This is a genomic window from Kitasatospora sp. NPDC056138, assembly GCF_042264695.1.
Taxonomy (GTDB): Bacteria; Actinomycetota; Actinomycetes; order Streptomycetales; family Streptomycetaceae; genus Kitasatospora.
The window spans coordinates 1-18,063 of sequence record NZ_JBHJVK010000031.1 but is presented as its reverse complement, the minus strand read 5'-3'; the positions used below and the strand labels follow the sequence as shown (position 1 = coordinate 18,063).

The following is an 18,063-nucleotide window of genomic DNA, read 5'->3' as shown; positions in this document are numbered from 1 at the left end:
CGGTGCCTGCGGCGGGTGATGGCCTGGGTGGTGCCTTCGGCGGGGTGTCGGCGCTCCGCGGGTCGGGCGCGCGGCTGGCGTAGAGTTGCCCGATACCGCCGATCACGCACGATGAGGACCACGATGTCTGTACTGCCCGACCGGGACGGACTGGACGCTCCCGTCACACTCGACCGGCGTGAGGGCCCGTACGGCGAGGTGGTGCTGCGGCAGCGTGGCGGGCACTTCGAGATCATCGCCAACGGCTGCTTCCTGATGGACACCGCCGACGGGCGCTCCGAGCGACTGCTGATCCAGGCGGCTCTGGACCAACTCGGTTCCGTAGAGCGTCCGTCGGTGCTGATCGGTGGTCTGGGAGTGGGTTTCTCGCTGGCGTACGCCGCCGCCGAGCCCCGCTGGGGCCGGATCACCGTGGCCGAGCGGGAGGGCGCGATCATCGACTGGCACCGCTCCGGCCCGCTGGCCGGGTTCTCCGAACACGCGCTGGAGAACGACTCCCGGGTGGCGGTGCTCCACACCGACCTGGTCGAGTACCTGCGCGCCGACGGTGAGCGGTACGACGCGCTCTGCCTGGACATCGACAACGGCCCGGACTGGACGGTCACCGACTCCAACCTCGGCCTCTACGGCCCCGCCGGACTGGCCGCCGCGCAGCGCCGGTTGACCCCCGGCGGGGTGCTGGCGGTGTGGAGCGCACAGCCGTCCGCCGTCTTCGAGGAGGCGCTGCGGACGGCCGGTTTCGCCGATGTGCGCACGCTGGAGATCCCGGTGCTGCGCGGTGTCCCCGACGTGGTCCACCTGGCCCGCCGCGCCTGAGGCGACTCGGCAACCTGCCCGGCGCTTCGCTCCGTTGCCGTCGGCTGCCGTGGGCCTGCCGTTGCGGGACCGTCGCTGGTTGTCCCTGGTCGCTGTCTGCGCTGCCCGCTGCCCGCGTGGCAGTCGGCGCTGCCGAAACTGTCTGCTGCGCGTACGGAAGCGGCCGGACGACCCGGTCATGGGTGGCCCGTGTTCGTTGTCGGCGCCCCCCGCGGCCGGGGGGGCTGTGGGCGCTCCCAAACCTGTCTGCGGCGCTTCGCGAGGGGGCCGCACGACCCGGTCATGGGTCGTCCGGCCGTCTCCGTCGGCTGTCGGGCCTGTCGGCTCCGGTTCAGCCGAAGGGGTTGTTAGTCGCAGGCTCCGGGGCGGCCGGAGCTGCCGCCTGGGCTGCGGGCGGGGCGCTGGGCGCGGCGAACGGGTTGAAGTCCGGCGGCGGGACGTTGACCGGGGTGCCCTTGGTCGGCTCGTCCTGCTCCTCGGCGGTGGCCGGTGCGTTGTCGGCCGGTGCCGGGGGCGCGAAGGGGTTGAAGTCCGCCGGGGGGACCGTGACCGGGGTGCCCTTCGACTTGGCCGGGGCCGGGATCGTCGGAGGGACTGACGGCGGCGGGGGAGCCGTGAAGGACTGGGCCTGGGCCGGCGCGGCAGCGGGCGACGATCCGGTGGTCACCGTGCCGAACGGGTCGGCGGGCTGGTTGTTCATCACCGTGCCGAACGGGTCCGCGGTCGGGGCCGGTTGCGGGGCGGGCGCGGCCGCCGGGGCGGGAACGGCCGGTGCGGCGGCGTTGGTCGACGGTGCCGCGGCTGCGAAGGGGTTGAAGTCTGCGGGCGGGACCGTGACCGGGGTGCCCTTGCGGGGTTCGGCAGCGTCGGTGGCAGCCGTGGCCGCGGGGGCCGGGGGCGCGAAGGGGTTGAAGTCTGCGGGCGGGACCGCGACCGGGGTGCCCTTGCGGGGTTCGGGCACAGATGTGTCGGCTGCAGCTGCGGGCGCGGGCGCCGGGGGCGCGAAGGGGTTGAAGTCTGCGGGCGGGACCGCGACCGGGGTGCCCTTCGGCGCGGCCGGCTGCTCGGCGGCCGGTGCAGGCGGGGTGGCAGGCGCGGCCGGGGGAAGCGGCGGCACCGACGGGACTGCGGGAACGTCGGCCGGCTGCGGCTGCGGCTGCGGCTGCGGCTGGGACGGGGTGGCGGGGTACGAGTCCGCAACGGGAGCGGGAGCAGGAGCAGCGGAAGGAGCAGGCTGGGCCTGGAGGTGAGCCGGGGCCTGGGCGGGGATGGCGGGCTGGGGAGCGTACACGCCGTCCCAGCCGAGCTGAACACTCTTCAGGACCTCGGCGAAGGAGCCCATGTACAGCTCCCAGTCCTCCGGCTGCGCGACGGAGAGCTGGATGACCAGGACGGAAGCGCCGTCCGGAAGCGGTACGAACGCCTGGGCCACCGAGCTTGAAGTCCAGTACGGCTGACCGTCGTTGGACAGTGCGGCCGGGATCGGGGAGGTCCGCTCCTCGACCAGGACGGCGGCCGGCCCGGCGGGCAGCAGGACCGTCCACACCTCGGCCAGCGGGCGGGTGTCCGCGAGCTGGGTGGCGAGCTCGGAGATCTGACCCGGACGGTGCGTCAGCGAGATCACCAGGGAGGCATGGCTCGGCCGCCCCGACACGCGCAGTGCGGAGACCCCGGCGAACAGCGTCCCCGCACTGCTCGACGGCTTGCCCAGTGCGGCCGTCAGCACGGCCCACTCCTTGCGGGCGCGGACGTCGCTGCCTGCGAAGAGCTCCTCGGCGACCTCGGCGAGCTGCGCGATTCGGGTTGCGGCGGCACCCCGGGCGGTGAGTGCGTGGAAGACCGAGGGCAGCACCAGCCGCACCTCGACGCCCGTACCGGTGGACAGCTCCTCCGGAGCCGTGGTGGGCCGGTCGGCGGCCAGCTCGGCGAGGGCGGCGGGGAACGCCGGGCGCAGCTTGTCCTCGGTACGCTCCACGCCGACCGGCAGCTGGAACTGCTCCGCGTCCACGCCGTGGGCCGAGCCGAAGACGCCGCGGACGGCTCCGCCGCCGAAACGGGTGAGCAGCTCGGTGGCCACGGTGGCCTCCGGCGCGATCGGGCGGGCGGTGCTGCCCTCGACGACGGTGCCCAGGCCACGGACCGTCAGAGTGCCCGGACCGCTGGGGCTCAGACGCAGCCCGAAGAGGGCGGAGGCCGAGGGGTGGGCGTCCCGGCGGAAGCCGGTCAGCGAGGCGATCGGGTAGTGGGTCGCGCGCCCGTCGAGCAGTGCCGCGGCCAACACGTCGAGCGTGGCTCCGATCTGCTCCGCGGCCGCGAAATTGTCCTGAGTCATGGTGCTGAGCCCCCCTCGCCCGAAAGCCGAAATTCCGTCCACTTTCTATCAGAAACCTCGGACACTCCGGGACCGGGCGGGGTGTGGGTGGTGTGGTGGCCGCCGTGGTGGCCGCCGTGGTGGCCGCTGTGGTGGGTGGTGTGGTGGGTGGGGGTTCGGGGTGGGGACCGGGGTCGGTGCGGGCGGTGGGACCGGGCGGGCGGGTGCGCCGGGGCCGGCTCAGGAGGCGGCGAGGCGGGTGAGTTGGGGGGCGAGGTTGGGGACGGTGAGGAGGTCGGCCAGTTCGCGGACGAGCCGGCCGGTGGGGCCCTCGGGGCGTTCGGCGGCGAAGAAGCCGGCGAGTTCGAGGGCGAGGGCGGGTTCCCGGGCCGCGGTCAGCGTCAGCGCGGCCACGAACTCCTGGACCAGTTGGAGCTGGAGTTCCTCACGCGGTACCGACCGGTCGGCCAGCCAGTCGAGGGAGGTGATCTCCGCGTTGGCGATCCAGGCCCGTACGGTGCGCCGCAGGCCGGCGCTGGGCTCGGCGACTGCCAGGTGCAGCAGGATCTGGTCGTGCGCCGCTCGCCTGACCTCGTCGATGACCGCCGTCGTCCCGGGGCTGGCGGCCACCGAACCGCCGCGCAGCAGGGCCGAGAAGCCGGGGCCGTGGCTGTCCACGAAGTCCAGGTAGCGGCCCATCACCCGGTACAGCCGCTCGGAGAGCGGGCCCTGTGCGTGCTCCTCGAAGCGGCCGGCCAGCTCCTGCCCGGCCCGCCGCAGCGACTCCTCGTAGAGCGCCTGCTTGCCGGGGAAGTAGTGGTACACCAGCGGTCGCGAGGCGCCGGCCGCCGCGGCGATGTCGTCGATGGACACGTCCTCGGGCGGGTACTTGCTGAAGAGGTCCAGGGCGACCGTGATCAGCTGTTCCCGGCGCTCGTCCACGCTGAGCCTGCGCCGTGGCGCACGCTCGGCGCGCGGGGTCGTGGCCGTGCTGTGCTCGTCCTCGGCGCGGTGGTCCGCCACCGCCGGTGTACGGGAGGAAGCCATGCCCGCCACCCTATCCGGGCCGGAAGATGACGAAACCCTGACGTCCGGGCCCCGCCCCTGGGAAGAACGGCGCCGACCTGCTCGAATGGCGGCATGACAGTGATGGGAGCCAGGTCGTGAGAGCGGGCGGCGAGGGGCCTCCGGTCGGCCGCAGGGTGGTGCTCGGCATGCTCGGGCTGGGAGCGGCCGGGGTGGCGGCCGGACCGTACCTGCAGCGTGCGGTCGAGGCCGTGGCCAGCAAGGACCCGACCGGGCTGAGCGGTCTACTGCCGGGCGGCGGCGGATTCAGGTACTACTCGGTGACGGGCTCGGTCCCGAACCGGACGGCCGCCGACTACACCCTGACCGTGGGGGGCCTGGTCGAGAAGCCGGTCACCTACACGCTGGCCGACCTGCAGGCGATGCGGCAGCACCGGATCGTGCGCGACGTGCAGTGCGTCACCGGCTGGCGGGTGCCGGGCACCCCGTTCGAGGGAGTCCTGCTCGCGGACCTGCTGCAGGCGGCGGGGGTGAAACCGGAGGCGACCGCGGTCGGCTTCGGCTGCTTCGACGGCAGTTACACCGAGAGCCTGACGCTCGACCAGGCCCGCCGGGACGACGTCCTGGTGGCCCTGCGGATGCAGGACCAGCCGCTCGCGCACGAGCACGGCGGGCCGGTCCGGCTGTACGTCGCGCCGATGTACTTCTACAAGTCGGCGAAGTGGCTCGACTCGATCACCCTCACCTCCACCGTCCAACCCGGCTACTGGGAGCACTTCGGATATGACGTCGACGCCTGGGTCGGACGCTCCAACGGGCGGGACGACGCCCCGACCGGGTGAGCGCGGCCCGCTCCTGCGGTTCACCGGGGCCGAGCGCTGGGTGCACTGGACGAGTTCCGCGCTGATGCTGGTCTGCCTGGCCACCGCGGGCTGTCTCTACTTCCCGCCGCTCGCCGAACTGGTCGGCCGCCGCAGGCTGGTGGTGACGGTGCACGAGTGGTGCGGGCTGGCGCTGCCGGTGCCGCTGCTGCTGGGGCTCGGCTCCCGGGCGCTGCGGGCCGACCTCTCCCGGCTGAACCGGTTCGCCCCCTACGACCGGGAGTGGCTGAGAGCCGTGCGCCGCCGCTCGTTCCGGCGTCCGGCCGGCAAGTTCAACGCCGGGCAGAAGCTGTACGCGGCGTGGACGGCCGGGGCGGTCCTGGTGATGCTGGGCACCGGCCTGCTGATGTGGTTCACCCGACTGGCGCCGCTGGTGTGGCGCACCGGGGCCACCTTCGTGCACGACTGGCTCGCGGTGGCCGTCGCGGTCGCGGTCGCGGGTCACCTGTACCAGTCGGCCAGGGATCCGGAGGCCCGGCGCGGTATGCGCACCGGCCGGGTCGACGAGGGCTGGGCCGCCCGGGAGCACCCGTACTGGGACGGTGCGGACCGGGTGGACCGCTAGCCGCGCGACGTACGGGGCACCGTTGCGCGCCGCACGTCGGGGGCCCGCCCGGGCCCCTGCGGACCGGGACCCGTCCGGCCGGTCCTGCGCGACGGCGGCGCTCCGGGGCGCAGGGGGGACCGCGCGAGTCCGAGCACACCGCCGTCGGGCCGGGTCCGGTGGGCGCGTGGCGCCCCGGACCGGGCCCGGTGGGCGCGGTTCCCCGCGCCCCGGCGGGATCGACCGGAGGCGCCCCGGCTAGGCCGAGCGGTGCTCCAGGTAGCGCCGGTACGCCTCCCGTCCGTCCGGGACGAAGTCCCACTCGCCCCCGTCGAGCCGCTGTGCCAGCTCCTCCTCGGTGAGCCATCCGTGCCAGGCGACCTCCTCGACCTGCGGGGAGACCGGGCCGTCCCAGCGGGCCTCGTACATGTCGCACCACCAGGAGAGCAGTGGTTCCGCCTCGAACAGGAACTTGAACAGCGGTACCGGCCGGATGCCGCTGACCCCCAGCTCCTCCTCCGCCTCCCGTACGGCGGCACCGGCGTAGGTCTCGCCGGCGCCGACCACGCCGCCGACGAAGCAGTCGTAGGCGCCGGGGGCGAACAGCTTGGTGTCGGTCCTGCGGTGGGTGAAGATCCGGCCCTGTGGGTCACGGACGAGGATGAAGACGCAACGGTGTGTCAACCCCTTGCGGTAGACCTCTGCGCGGGGGGCGGTTCCGATCACGTGGTCCTGTGCGTCCACCACGTCCAGCAGCTCTTCGGCGGGGTTCGTCATGGCGCTCACGGTAGCGAGGCCGGAGGGGCCACCTGACACCGGCCCGGCGCGGGTGCGACGGTCCGACTATCGTTCGAAAGGGAGACGTACGAGCAAGAAGGTGGCGCGCGTGGTCGAGATCTGGGGTGAGGCGGCGGAGGGCTTCGAGCCGGTCCGGGAGGCGTTCGCGCGGAACTTCCGTGACCACGGTGAGCTCGGCGCGGCCTTCGCGCTCTACGCCGACGGTCGCAAGGTGGTGGACCTGTGGGGCGGCGACGCCCGTCCCGAGGTCGGTGGACGGCCGGCTCCCGCCGTGGCCTGGACGGCCGACACCGCGCAGGTGCTGCGCTCGGTCACCAAGGGGCTGACGGCGGCCACCGCGCTCCACCTGGTCCAGCAGGGGCAGCTCGACCTGGACGCACCGGTCGCCTCGTACTGGCCGGAGTTCAAGGCCGAGGGCAAGGACCGGGTGCCCGTGCGTTGGCTGCTCTCGCACCAGGCCGGGCTGCCTGCCCTCGACGTCCCGCTGCGGGTCGAGGACGTGATCGCCTGGGAGCCCGCCGCGGCCGCCGTCGCCGCCCAGGCCCCCGCCTGGGAACCGGGCACCGCGCACGGCTACCACCCCTACACGTTCGGCTGGCTGATCGGCGAGGTGGTGCGGCGGGCGAGCGGACGTTCGGTCGGCCGGTACTTCGCCGAGGAGATCGCCCGTCCGCTCGGCCTGGACCTGTGGATCGGACTCCCGTCCGCCGCCGCGCCCCGGGTCGGGCGGCTGGTGGACCTGCCCGCCCCTCAGGCGGCCCAGAGCGGCCCGTCCGGTCTCAGGCTGCGGCCCAAGCAGTCCGTGGTGGACGCCTACCGGGACCGGCACTCGCTCACCGCCCGGGCCTTCGCCTCGGTGCGCCCGGCCGTGGACCTCAACGACCCGGCGGTGCAGGCGGTCGAGATCCCCGGCGCGGGCGGGATCGGCACCGCCCGGTCGGTGGCCCGGTTCTACGCGGCGCTGATCGGTGCGGCGGACCGGCACGGCACGCCCGGCCGGCTGCTCCCGGCCGTGCTCGGCCCGGAGCTGCTGGACGAGGCGATGGGGCCGGCCGTCAGTGGCCCGGACCAGGTGCTGGTCGTCAACACCACCTTCGGCCTGGGTTTCTTCCGGCACGGCCCCACCTCGCCGATGTCCTCCCCGGCGGCGTTCGGCCACCCGGGGCGCGGCGGCTCGCTGGGCTTCGCCGACCCCGACCTCGGGATCGGCTTCGGCTACGTCACCAACGGGATGCAGCCCGGGGTCACCGGCGACATCCGGTCACGGACGCTGATCGCGGCCGTCCGCAGGTGCCTGACGGTCTGACCGCCAGAGGCGCGGTGAGCCGTACGCTCGAAGGATCGCGCACACCGGCGGCCGGTCGCGCACGCCGGGAATCGGGTGCGCAAGCCGGGAATCGGGTGCGCAAGCCGGCGGTCCGGTGCGCAAGCCGGCGGTCGGGCGGCGCCGCACGCCCCTGGGCCCGGCGGTGCGTCAGGACTTGGGGCCGAGCCCGTGGTCGCGCAGCCACTCCAGCTGGCGGCGGGCCTGCGAGCCGTAGCCGCCCCCGTGGTCGGCGAACTCCCAGACCTCGATGTCCTTCTCGCCGCCGTAGCGGTTGTAGGAGGCGAAGACGGTGGACGGCGGGCAGACCGGGTCCATCAGACCGACGCTGAACAGGGCCGGGGCGGTGGCCCGTCGGGCCAGGTGGACGCCGTCGAAGTAGGAGAGGGTGCGGAAGGTCTGCTCGACCTTCTCCCGGCTGTGCAGGCGCAGATAGGCGGCGATCTCCGGGTACGGTCCGGTCCCGGAGATCTCCACCGCGCGCCGGAAGTGCTGCAGGAACGGCACGTTGGCCATGGCCCCGGCCACCAGGCCGCCGGCGAGTGCGGCGGTGGCGAGCGCCAGGCCGCCGCCCTGGCTGTCCCCGGAGACCACCACCCGGTCCGCGTCCACGAGGTCGAGACCGCGCACCGCGTCCACGGCCCGGACGGCGTCGGCGAACAGGCGCCGGTAGTAGTAGTTCTCGGGCGCGTCGATGCCCTTGGTCATGAATCCGGCGTACCACTGCGAGGCCGGTCCCTCGTGCTGGTCCGGGGTGTCGTGCCCCTGGCCCCGGGTGTCCATCACGAAGTACGCGTAGCCGGCCGACGGGTAGAGCAGTCGCTCGGTGGGGAGGCCGCGGCCGGTGCTGTAGCCGAGGTACTGGATCACGGTCGGCAGCGGTCCGGTGGCCCCGCGCGGGGTGAGCAGCCAGCCGGCCACCGGCTCGCCGCGCCAGCCGGGGAACCGCACGTCGTACACGTCCACCGTGGTGAGCAGCGAGTCGGTGACGGGCGTCAGCCGCACCTCGCCGCCGGCGGCGCGGGCCTCGGCCAGCGTCTCGGCCCAGAAGGCGTCGAGGTCGGCGGGTTCGGTCACGGCCGGGCGGTAGGTCACCAGGTCCTGGTACGGCAGGTCGGTCAGCGGCACGGTGGTCTCCTCGGTCGGGAACGCGGCAGTCTGGGATCGTGTACTGGCGCGCTCAACGTCCGTGTGTGACCGGATTGTTCCGGGGCCGCCGACGGCGGTGGCCGGGCCGGCCGGGGATCAGGCCTGGCCGGTCTCGAAGCGGCTGATCCTCCCGTCGCTGACGACGAACTTCCAGGCGGTGCGCATCTCGCCCCAGGTCTCGTTGGTGAAGTTGGCGATCAGCGCGCGGCCGCCGTCCGACTCGGTCTGGATCTCCATGTGGCCGCGCGAGGAGAAGATCTCGCGGTCGACCCAGGGCAGCAGGTCGCGGTCCGAACCGTCGTCGGACATCGTCGCGTCGTCGGCCAGCAGCGCGAGGAAGCCCTTCCGGTCGTTGGCGTTGATCGCGACGACGGCGGCGCGGACGGTCGGGTCGGACAGTTTGGCGACGGCGATGGTCATCTGACGACTCCTCGGATTCCGGGACGGGGTGGATGGGCAGCACTGTCGCACACTGTGGTGTGCTGCGCACTCTTCGTGGCGGGTGTCGTGCGGGTGCGGCAGATGCTTCCGGTGAATCGGCGCGGCGGTGTGCTTAGATCCCGGTATCGGGCGATTCCGACCGGAAGGGAGCCTCGGATGGGGCCGGCCGAACTGCTCGTCCTGACGTTCCCGCAGGCGACCATCACCGTCGAGGCGGCGTCGGCACTGTGCAAGCTGCGGACCGGTGGTGACATCCGGGTGATCGACTCACTGGTCGTCACCCGGCACCCCGACGGCGAGGCCACCTACGGGGAACTCGCCGACTTCGAGCACCTCAGGGACATCGTCGGGGACGGCGGCAGCCACGCGCTGCCACTGATCGGTCCCGAGGACGCCCAGGAGGCCGCCGAGCTGCTGGAACCCGGCACGGTGGCGCTGCTGGTGCTGATCGAGCACGTCTGGGCGCAGGCCGCGGCGGACGCGCTGCGCAGCGTCGGCGGCCGGATCGCCTCGGGCGTGCGGATCCCGCCGGAGAACATCGAGGAGGCCGTACGCGCTGCCAAGGCCCGCGCCGCGGCCGGGAAGTGAGGACGTCGTGGCGCGTGCGCTGGATCCGGTCACCTCGGTCCGTGCGGTGGGTGCCGCCCGGCCTTCGGGGGCTCCGCTGATGCGCGGGCTGGCGGCCGGCGGCCTGGCCTGGCGCCTGCGCGAGCTCGGCGGCCTGGCGGAACGGGGGCTGCTCACCCCGGAGGAGTTCACCGCCGCGAAGGCCCGGCTGCTCGGGCGGTGACGTCGACCCCTTCGGCCGGCGCTCCTCGGTGCCCGGCGGGACTCGTCCCACGGGCCTCAGCGGTTCAGGGCGGCGGACTCCTCGTCGGTGAGCAGGCGGGAGCGGGTCAGGAAGCGCAGGCCGGTGGGCGACTCCAGGGAGAAGCCGCTGCCCCGCCCCGGCACCACGTCGATGGTGAGGTGGGTGTGGGACCAGTAGGCGTACTGGCTCCTGGCCATCCAGACCGGGATCGGGTCGAGCCCGGCCACCTCCAGCTCGCCGAGCAGCCGGTCGGTCTCCGGCGAGACGAGCAGCTCCCCGGCCGGGTAGCACATCGGGGCGGAGCCGTCGCAGCAGCCGCCGGACTGGTGGAACATCAGCGGCCCGTGCTCGCCGCCGAGCCGCCGCAGCAGCTCGGCGGCGCGCGGGGTGACGGCCACCTGGGAGGGACGCGTCGGGGGCTGCATCCTAGAAGAACCCCTGCGCCCGCCCGCTGTAGCTGACCAGCAGGTTCTTGGTCTGCTGGTAGTGCTCCAGCAGCGCCTTGTGGTTCTCCCGGCCGATGCCGGAGTTCTTGTAGCCGCCGAACGCCGCGTGTGCCGGGTAGTGGTGGTAGCAGTTGGTCCACACCCGTCCGGCCTGGATGGCGCGCCCCGCCCGGTAGGCCGTCGAGCCGTCGCGGCTCCAGACGCCCGCCCCGAGCCCGTACAGGGTGTCGTTGGCGATGCCGATGCCGTCCTCGAAGTCCTCGAAGCGGGTGACCGCGACGACCGGGCCGAAGATCTCCTCCTGGAAGATCCGCATGTCGTTGGTGCCCTCGAAGACGGTCGGCGCGACGTAGAAGCCGCCGGACAGTTCGCCGCCGAGGTCCACCCGCTCGCCGCCGGCCAGCACCTTGGCGCCCTCGGCCTGGCCGATGTCGATGTAGGAGAGGATCTTCTCCAGCTGGTCGTTGCCGGCCTGGGCGCCGACCATGGTCTCGGTGTCCAGCGGGTTGCCCTGGCGCATCGCGCGGACCCGGTCCAGTCCGTCGGCGAGGAAGGTGTCGTAGATCGAGGACTGGATCAGCGCCCGGCTCGGGCAGGTGCACACCTCGCCCTGGTTGAGGGCGAACATGGCGAAGCCCTCGAGTGCCTTGTCGTAGAAGTCGTCCCGGCGGTCGGCGACGTCGGCGAAGAAGAGGTTCGGGCTCTTGCCGCCGAGCTCCAGGCTGACCGGGATCAGGTTGCCGCTGGCGTACTGCATGATCAGCCGGCCGGTGGTGGTCTCGCCGGTGAAGGAGATCTTCCGGATCCGGGGGCTGGCGGCCAGCGGTTTGCCCGCCTCGACGCCGAAGCCGTTCACCACGTTGATCACGCCCGGCGGGACCAGGTCGGCGATCAGCTCCATCAGCAGCATGATCGAGGCCGGGGTCTGCTCGGCGGGCTTGAGCACCACCGTGTTGCCCGCCGCCAGGGCCGGGGCCAGCTTCCAGACCGCCATCAGCAGCGGGAAGTTCCACGGGATGATCTGGCCGACCACGCCCAGCGGCTCGTGGAAGTGGTACGCCACGGTGTCCTCGTCGATCTGCGAGAGGCCGCCCTCCTGGGCGCGCAGCGCACCGGCGAAGTACCGCAGGTGGTCGACGGCCAGCGGCAGGTCGGCGGCCAGGGTCTCGCGGACCGGCTTGCCGTTCTCCCAGCTCTCCGCGACCGCCAGCTCCTCCAGGTGCTGTTCCATCCGGTCGGCGATCCGCAGCAGCAGCCCGGCCCGGTCGGCCGGGGCGGTGCGGCCCCAGGCGGGCGCGGCGGCGTGTGCGGCGTCGAGGGCCGCCTCGATGTCCTCGGCGGTGCCCCGGGCTATCTCGGTGAAGGGCCGGCCGGTCACCGGTGTGGGGTTCTCGAAGTACCGGCCGCGGACGGGCGGCGTCCAGGTGCCGCCGATCCAGTGTTCGTAGCGGGGGTGGTAGCCGACGATGCTGCCGGGCCGGCCGGGGGGCTGGTAGACGGTCATATCGGTGGTGCTCCTCGCTGCGTCGGGGCGCCGTTCCCGGGTTGGCGGAACGGCGCACGGGCCCGCTGCGCGGGCCCGGCGGACGGGGTCGGGAACGTGCTCGGAGACGGGTCGTCGGGGTGGGTGTCCCCGCGCTGCACCCTAGCTGTGCCCGCCTTGGGCCGCCACGGTGCGCACTTGATCAATCAGGGGGCGTGCAGCGGAAGTTGTGCGCCCATGGCGATGGTGACCGGTGGCAGCGATCGCGGTGGCGGTGGCGAGGGTGGGCGCGGGGAGCGTGCGGGACGCCGCTGCGCCCCCGGGGCCGGTGCCCGTGCGGCGGCCCGCGCCCCGGGGGCCGGCGGGCTGCCGGTCAGCCGTGGTGGTAGCGGCGGGTGCGGGACTCCCAGCGCAGGTAGCCGGCCAGCCACAGTGCCATGCCGTCGGCGTACCGTTGTGCGGCCAGCTGCTGGGCCGGGTCCAGGGCCATCCAGTGGCAGAGCTCGGGGAGTTGGTCCCGCAGCTCGCAGAACCGGTCGGCCATCCGCTGGGCCTCGTCCCAGACCACGGCGCAGGCCTCCTCGGCGGAGCAGCAGCGGTCCCGTTGGACGATCATCACCAGGTTGGCGACGTCGCCGCGCTGGGCCTCCTGCGCGTACGAGCGCACGTCGTTGGTGAACGACGGTATGTCGGCCGCGAGTTGGCGAAGCTGCCGGAGCAGCGGGTGGTGCAGGACGTGCTGCGGCACCTCGAAGCGGCCGAGCCGCTCGATCATGTCGAAGATGGTCTCCATCGCGGCGGTTCCGCGTCTGAGCGTCAGGTAGCCCTCCCGGTCCGGGGGCTGCCCGATGTTCCGGCTGGCGGCCTCGGCCGGGTGGCAGGCGAAGTAGAACTCCCAGTTGTAGGCGGCCCGTGCGGTCCAGCGGGGTGACATGCCGCGGGTGCTGCGCCGCCAGAGGTCGGCGAAGGCGCGTTCGGCGGGTGAGGTTCCGGCCGGGCGGGCACCGTGCACGATCGCGGTGAGGCGCTCGCAGACCAGGGCCACCTGGTCGGGCCGGCGGCCGAGCGGGCCGTCGAGCTGGTCGTCGAACAGGAAGTAGAACCCCATCAGGTCGGCGGCCAGCGCCAGGTCCTCGACGGAGCTCTCGGGGTAGACCAGGGAGGCGAGTTCCGTGATGTCCCAACCGGTGTACGTGGACCCGCTGACGACGGCGGCGAGCTCGCGGTGGCGTTGGAGCCATTCGAGGTGGCGGTCGGTGGCCTGGGTCTGGTGGGGGTTGCGACGGTGGAGGAACGGAAGTTCAAGTGAGGTGTCGTCGGACATCGGACTCCCGGTGCTGCTGGGGATCATTGGTGCTGTCTGTGCTGCCGGCTCTGCGGAACTCCTGCACGGTAAAGATCGAATGGCGAAGATCAATTGCCATTTCCGGGCGGAACAGTAGTCGATCTGATCATCAGGTGTTAGAGATAACAGGGCATTTGCCCTCGGCACCGGGTTCGAACCCCGTAAGTACACCGCAGCCTGCGGGAATGGCGCACACTTGGAGGTTTGCGGGGATAGTCTCGGCAGCGGACAGAGAACCCGGTGAGGCGGAGGGGCAACGGTGGCCGAACAGCACAGCGGACCGACGGGCGAGGGCGGGCAGGACGTGGGTGCCCGGCCGGTCGGTACGGAAGCGAACGGTGCTGCGGCGGGCCCGGCGCTGCACGAGCGCGAGGCCGAACTCCGCTCCGCGGAACAGGCGTTGGACCGGCTCTGCCGCAGGTTCGCGGCCGGCGGCACCGAGATCGGCGAGGTGCTGGTCTTCTCCGCTCCGGCGGGTGGCGGCAAGACCACCATCCTCGACCAGGTCCGCCGGCTGGCCGGACTGCGCGAGGCCTGCACGGTGCTCTCCGGCCGCGGCGGCCAGCGCCAGACGAAGGAACCCTTCCACGTCCTGCGGCAGTTGCTGTTGCCCGTGCTGGGCACGCTCGACAAGGAGAAGGGCGAGCTGGCCGAGGTCTTCGGCGCCTGGCACGGCATCGTCGGTCCCGCCATCGGCCTGGTCCCGCCCTCCGGCGAGGTCGAGCGCCTCGACCCGCAGGGCGTGCAGGACGGCCTGGACTACCTGCTCTCCCAACTCGCTCCCCGCCGCGCACCGTTGGTGATGGTGGTGGACGACCTGCACTGGGCCGACCAGGAGTCGCTCGGCTGGCTGGCCTCCTTCGCGGCCCGCACCCGCCACCTGCCGGTGCTGCTGGTCTTCGCCTACCGCGACGAGTTCCAGGACGAGGCCCAGGCGCTCCAGCAGCAGATCGAGGACCAGGCCAGCCGCCGCCACGAACTGCGGCCGCTCAACCCCGCGTCCGTCGCCGAACTGGTCCGTGCCGCCCTCGGCGAGGAGGCCGAGGACGCGTTCTGCCGCCAGGTCTGGGCCGTCACCGCGGGCAACCCGTACGACACCACCGCCCTGCTGCGCGAGGTCCGCGACCAGTGCCTCGACCCGATCGAGCAGAACAGCCCGCAGCTGCGCGACCTGGCCGCCGCCGCCAAGGGCATGACCCTCCAGCACTGGCTGGCCAAGCTCGGCCCGAGCACCCTGAGGTTCGCCTGGGCCGCAGCCCTGCTGGGCACCGACATCAAGCAGAGCCTCGCCGCCAGCATCTCGGCCCAGGGCACCGCCGAGGCCGAGGACTCCGTCCGCCAGCTGCGCAAGCACCGGATCCTCACCAGCACCCCCAACGGCCGCCTGGAGTTCGTCCACCCGCTGATCGCCACCTCCATCTACCAGTCCATGCCCCCCGGTACCAAGACCGGCATGCACGGCATCGCCGCCAGCATCAGAACAACGGCGGCACCCTGCTGGAGGCCTCCCGCCACCTGCTGGAGACCCACCCCGAGGGCGACGACGGCATGGTCCGCAAGCTGCGCGCCGCTGCCGCCGAGCACCTGGCGATCGGCGCGCCCGAGGCAGCCCAGCGCTGCCTGGCCCGCGCGCTCAGCGAGCCGCCGGACGAGGACGACCGGGCCGAGCTGCTCTACGAGGCCGGCTGCGCCGCCCTGCTCACCGACCCGATCGCCACCGTCAACCAGCTGAAGCTGGCCCTCTCGCTGGAACCCGGCCTCAGCCCCGACCTGCGGGTGGACGCCACCTTCCGGCTCTCCGAGGTGCTGGCGCACGCCGGCGAGCTGGTCGAGGCGGCCGCCGTCTGCCGGCGGGAGGCCGAGCGCACCGAGCCCGGCGCCGGCAAACTCAGGCTTCAGGCCGTGTACTTCATGTGGGTGGCCTTCCAGCGCGACGAGGAGGACGGCCAGGACCGCTCGCGGCGGCTGCACGAGCTCGCCACCAGCCTGACCGGCACCACCACTCCCGAGCGGGTGGTCCGCGCGATGCAGGCCTGGGACTTCACCCTGCGCGGCAAGTCCGTGACCGAGGCGATCGAGCTGGCCGACCAGGCCCTGGAGAACGGCCGGCTGCCCAGGGAGATCGGCTGGACCAACACCACCTGGGGCTTCGAGCTGCCCGCGCTGATCGGCCTGACCTACTGCTACTCCGACCAACTCGCCCGCGCCGAGAAGCTGTTCTCGGAGGCCGTGCTGGGCTTCGAACTGGCCGGCTGGAGCGGTGCGCACAAGGGCTTCGGGTACTTCCTGATGGGGCTCACCAGGTTCCGGCGCGGCTTCCTGGTCGAGGCCGAGGACTACCTGCGCCAGGGCCTGCGGCTCTCCGAGCGGATCGCCCCGGACATCCCGCTGCAGTGGGACGTGGTCGGCGTGCTGGCCGACACCCTGCTCGCCCGCGGCCGCACCGAGGAGGCCTGGGAGCTGGCACAGAAGTACCGCTTCGCACCGCCCTACCACCCCACCGCGATGGTGCTGCCCGACGCGCCCACCCTCTACGGCAAGCTCCTGCTGGCCAGGGGCGAGCACGCCGCCGCGGCCGCCGTCTTCGAAGAGGTCGGCGAGCAGCTCACCCGGCGCGGCTGGCGCAACACCGTCTGGGCGCCCTGGGTCGGTCACCTCGCGCTGGCGCTCTTCCCCACCCAGCCCGGCCGGGCCCGTGAGCTGGCAGCCGAAGCCGTCGCCCGGGCCGAGGAGTTCGGCTCGGCGTCCGCGATCGGCACTGCCCTGCGGATGCAGGCCGAACTCTGGGACGGCCGGCGCGCCGTCGCCCTGCTGGAGCAGGCGGTCCGCTGGCTCTCGCAGTCCCCGGCCGGGTACGAACTCGCTTACGCGCAGGTCGATCTGGGCGCCGCACTGCGCAGGGTCGGGCAGCTCGCCGACGCCGCCGAGTACCTGTACCAGGGCATGGAGCTGGCCCAGACCTGCGGTGCCGACGGTCTGGTCGACCGGGCCCGCACCGAACTGGCAACCTCGGTGCTGCGCCCCAACCGCCTGCGCACCCTGACCAAGGAGGGCCTGAGCGAGCCCGAGTGGGACGTCGCCAGGCTGGCCGTCCAGGGTGTCCCGCCGCAGCGGATCGCCGAGCAGCTCGACCTCCCGCTCAGCCTGGTGCACCGGCGGCTGGCCGCCGTCCACCGCAAGGCCGGCAGCGGTCCCGAGGGCCTGGCGGAGGCGCTCGGCCTGTCCGAGGAGCAGCCGCCGACCGAGAACGGCTGACCGGCCGTCGGCCGGGTGGGCGGCTCCCGGAGCAGGAGCCGCCCACCCGGCGCGGTTTTCGGACGCGGAGGGTCGCAGCCGGTACCGCCGCAGCCGGCGGGGCTAATCTGGCACCGGACGCGAGAAGATCTCGAACCAGAGGTGGCCGTCGGGCCGGCGGCCGCAGGGAGGAGCGATCCATGACCGGGTCGGCCGGGACCACCGAGGTCAGCCGGGCACACTTCGCCACCGGCGGCGCAGGAGCCGCGATCGAACGCTGGACGCTGCGCAACGGCCCGATCGAGGCGAGCGTGCTCACCCTGGGCGCGACCCTGCACACCCTCACCGCCCCCGACCGCACCGGTGCCGTCGCGCAGATCCTGCTCAGCACGGACGACCTCGGTGCGATCCTCGGACCGGCCCGCCACTACGGCACCGTCGTCGGCCGTTACGCCAACCGCATCGCCGACAGCCGGATCACCGTCGACGGCGTGGAGCACCAGCTCGCCGCCACCGGCGGCGGTGTGACCCTGCACGGCGGCCCCGACGGTTTCGCCCACCGGATCTGGGCCGCCGAAGAGGCGCCCGGCGGTGTCCGCCTGCGCCTGCACAGCCCCGACGGTGACCAGGGCTTCCCCGGCGCCATGGACGTCCAGGTCACCTACACCCTGGCCGAGGACAGCCTCACCATCGACTACCGGGCCACCACCAACCGCCCCACCGTCGTCAACCTCACCAACCACGCGTACGTCAACCTGGGTGGTGAGGGCAGCGGCGACGTCCTCGGCCACCTGCTCACCCTGGACGCCGACGAGTACACCCCGGTCGACGAACGCCTGATCCCGTACGGGCCGTTCGAGCCGGTCGCCCGGACGCCGTTCGACTTCACGACCGCCCGCCCGATCGGCAAGGGCATCCACGACAGCCACGCCCAGCTGCTCGGTGGCGGCTACGACCACGACTGGGTGCTCAGGCCCCGCTCCGGTGACGGCACGCCCACCCGCGCGGCCTTCCTGGAGGACCCGGTCAGCGGCCGCACCCTGGAGGTGCTCACCACCGAACCGGGCATCCAGGTCTACACCGCCAACACCTTCCACGGTGCGGTCACCGGCGCGAGCGGCGTCGCGTACGGGCCGTACGCGGGCGTCGCGCTGGAGACCCAGCACCACCCGGACTCCCCGCACCAGCCCTCGTACCCGTCCACCGAGCTGCGCCCCGGCGAGGAGTTCCGCTCGACCACGGTGCTGCGGCTCGGCGTCGCCCGGTAGCGGCCGGCGCTCCCGGCGGGCGGGCCCCGAGCAGGTGCCGGCCGGGTCTGCCGGGGCATTCGTACCGCCAGCTCAGCGCCGTAGTATTGGCTGAATGGAGAGCTCGGACCCCGGTGTGCACAAGGCCCTCGCGGTGCCCGCGCGGCGGGCGCTGCTGGCGGCGCTGACGGATGCGGCCGAGCCACT

The 18,063-nt window shown here is 73.2% G+C and carries 16 protein-coding genes; 8 read left to right on the top strand and 8 right to left on the bottom strand.

Annotation, left to right across the window (positions count from 1 at the left end):
* Positions 1-123: 123 nt before the first annotated feature.
* On the top strand, positions 124-816 hold the full coding sequence (locus ACFC1R_RS19750) for a spermidine synthase (protein ID WP_375940235.1): 693 nt from the start codon (positions 124-126) through the stop codon (positions 814-816).
* Between the two features lie 331 nt (positions 817-1,147).
* Here the strand turns inward: ACFC1R_RS19750 and ACFC1R_RS19745 are convergent, their stop codons facing one another.
* Entirely contained in the window at positions 1,148-3,148 is a 2,001-nt protein-coding gene (locus ACFC1R_RS19745; RefSeq protein WP_375940233.1) for a hypothetical protein, read from the bottom strand.
* A gap of 219 nt (positions 3,149-3,367) precedes the next feature.
* Positions 3,368-4,174, bottom strand: a complete 807-nt coding sequence (locus ACFC1R_RS19740; RefSeq protein ID WP_375940231.1) for a TetR/AcrR family transcriptional regulator — start codon at positions 4,172-4,174, stop codon at positions 3,368-3,370.
* Between the two features lie 77 nt (positions 4,175-4,251).
* Here ACFC1R_RS19740 and ACFC1R_RS19735 point away from each other — a divergent pair, with 77 nt between their 5' ends.
* Together ACFC1R_RS19735 and ACFC1R_RS19730 are read left to right on the top strand one after the other, a co-directional pair.
* Positions 4,252-4,995: a molybdopterin-dependent oxidoreductase gene (locus ACFC1R_RS19735; protein ID WP_375940341.1), complete on the top strand. Its 744-nt coding sequence runs from the start codon at positions 4,252-4,254 to the stop codon at positions 4,993-4,995.
* Positions 4,937-5,599, top strand: coding sequence for a cytochrome b/b6 domain-containing protein (locus ACFC1R_RS19730; RefSeq protein WP_375940229.1), 663 nt, complete (start codon positions 4,937-4,939; stop codon positions 5,597-5,599). Before ACFC1R_RS19735 ends, ACFC1R_RS19730 begins: the two co-directional genes overlap by 59 nt.
* Positions 5,600-5,836: 237 nt before the next feature.
* Here the strand turns inward: ACFC1R_RS19730 and ACFC1R_RS19725 are convergent, their stop codons facing one another.
* Positions 5,837-6,355, bottom strand: a complete 519-nt coding sequence (locus ACFC1R_RS19725; RefSeq protein WP_375940227.1) for an NUDIX hydrolase — start codon at positions 6,353-6,355, stop codon at positions 5,837-5,839.
* A 109-nt stretch (positions 6,356-6,464) separates the two neighbouring features.
* Here ACFC1R_RS19725 and ACFC1R_RS19720 point away from each other — a divergent pair, with 109 nt between their 5' ends.
* Positions 6,465-7,682 carry a serine hydrolase domain-containing protein gene (locus ACFC1R_RS19720; protein ID WP_375940225.1) on the top strand — a complete coding sequence of 406 codons (1,218 nt, stop codon included), beginning with the start codon at positions 6,465-6,467 and terminating at the stop codon, positions 7,680-7,682.
* 168 nt (positions 7,683-7,850) lie between these two features.
* On the opposite strand, the gene ACFC1R_RS19715 is transcribed toward ACFC1R_RS19720, so the two are convergent.
* Together ACFC1R_RS19715 and ACFC1R_RS19710 are read right to left on the bottom strand one after the other, a co-directional pair.
* A complete protein-coding gene (locus ACFC1R_RS19715; protein ID WP_375940223.1) occupies positions 7,851-8,828 on the bottom strand; it encodes an acetylxylan esterase in 978 nt (325 codons plus the stop codon).
* A 117-nt stretch (positions 8,829-8,945) separates the two neighbouring features.
* Entirely contained in the window at positions 8,946-9,269 is a 324-nt protein-coding gene (locus ACFC1R_RS19710) for a nuclear transport factor 2 family protein (protein ID WP_375940221.1), read from the bottom strand.
* Positions 9,270-9,446: 177 nt separating this feature from the next.
* Between ACFC1R_RS19710 and ACFC1R_RS19705 the strand changes: the two genes are divergently transcribed.
* Positions 9,447-9,878 (top strand): DUF6325 family protein, encoded by a 432-nt coding sequence (locus ACFC1R_RS19705; protein ID WP_375940219.1) that lies wholly within the window; start codon positions 9,447-9,449, stop codon positions 9,876-9,878.
* Between the two features lie 7 nt (positions 9,879-9,885).
* Positions 9,886-10,080 carry an SHOCT domain-containing protein gene (locus tag ACFC1R_RS19700; protein ID WP_375940217.1) on the top strand — a complete coding sequence of 65 codons (195 nt, stop codon included), beginning with the start codon at positions 9,886-9,888 and terminating at the stop codon, positions 10,078-10,080.
* A 56-nt stretch (positions 10,081-10,136) separates the two neighbouring features.
* Here ACFC1R_RS19700 and ACFC1R_RS19695 read toward each other — a convergent pair whose 3' ends face one another.
* The 3 genes from ACFC1R_RS19695 to ACFC1R_RS19685 form a co-directional block, all read right to left on the bottom strand.
* Complete coding sequence (locus tag ACFC1R_RS19695) at positions 10,137-10,526, bottom strand: DUF779 domain-containing protein (RefSeq protein WP_375940216.1); 390 nt, start codon at positions 10,524-10,526, stop codon at positions 10,137-10,139.
* 1 nt (position 10,527) lies between these two features.
* Positions 10,528-12,051: an aldehyde dehydrogenase family protein gene (locus tag ACFC1R_RS19690; RefSeq protein WP_375940214.1), complete on the bottom strand. Its 1,524-nt coding sequence runs from the start codon at positions 12,049-12,051 to the stop codon at positions 10,528-10,530.
* Between the two features lie 352 nt (positions 12,052-12,403).
* Positions 12,404-13,381, bottom strand: coding sequence for a terpene cyclase (locus tag ACFC1R_RS19685; RefSeq protein ID WP_375940212.1), 978 nt, complete (start codon positions 13,379-13,381; stop codon positions 12,404-12,406).
* A gap of 253 nt (positions 13,382-13,634) precedes the next feature.
* Here ACFC1R_RS19685 and ACFC1R_RS19680 point away from each other — a divergent pair, with 253 nt between their 5' ends.
* Positions 13,635-15,107 (top strand): AAA family ATPase, encoded by a 1,473-nt coding sequence (locus ACFC1R_RS19680; protein ID WP_375940210.1) that lies wholly within the window; start codon positions 13,635-13,637, stop codon positions 15,105-15,107.
* A 1,702-nt stretch (positions 15,108-16,809) separates the two neighbouring features.
* Positions 16,810-17,877, top strand: coding sequence for an aldose epimerase family protein (locus ACFC1R_RS19675; protein WP_375940208.1), 1,068 nt, complete (start codon positions 16,810-16,812; stop codon positions 17,875-17,877).
* Positions 17,878-18,063: the final 186 nt, after the last annotated feature.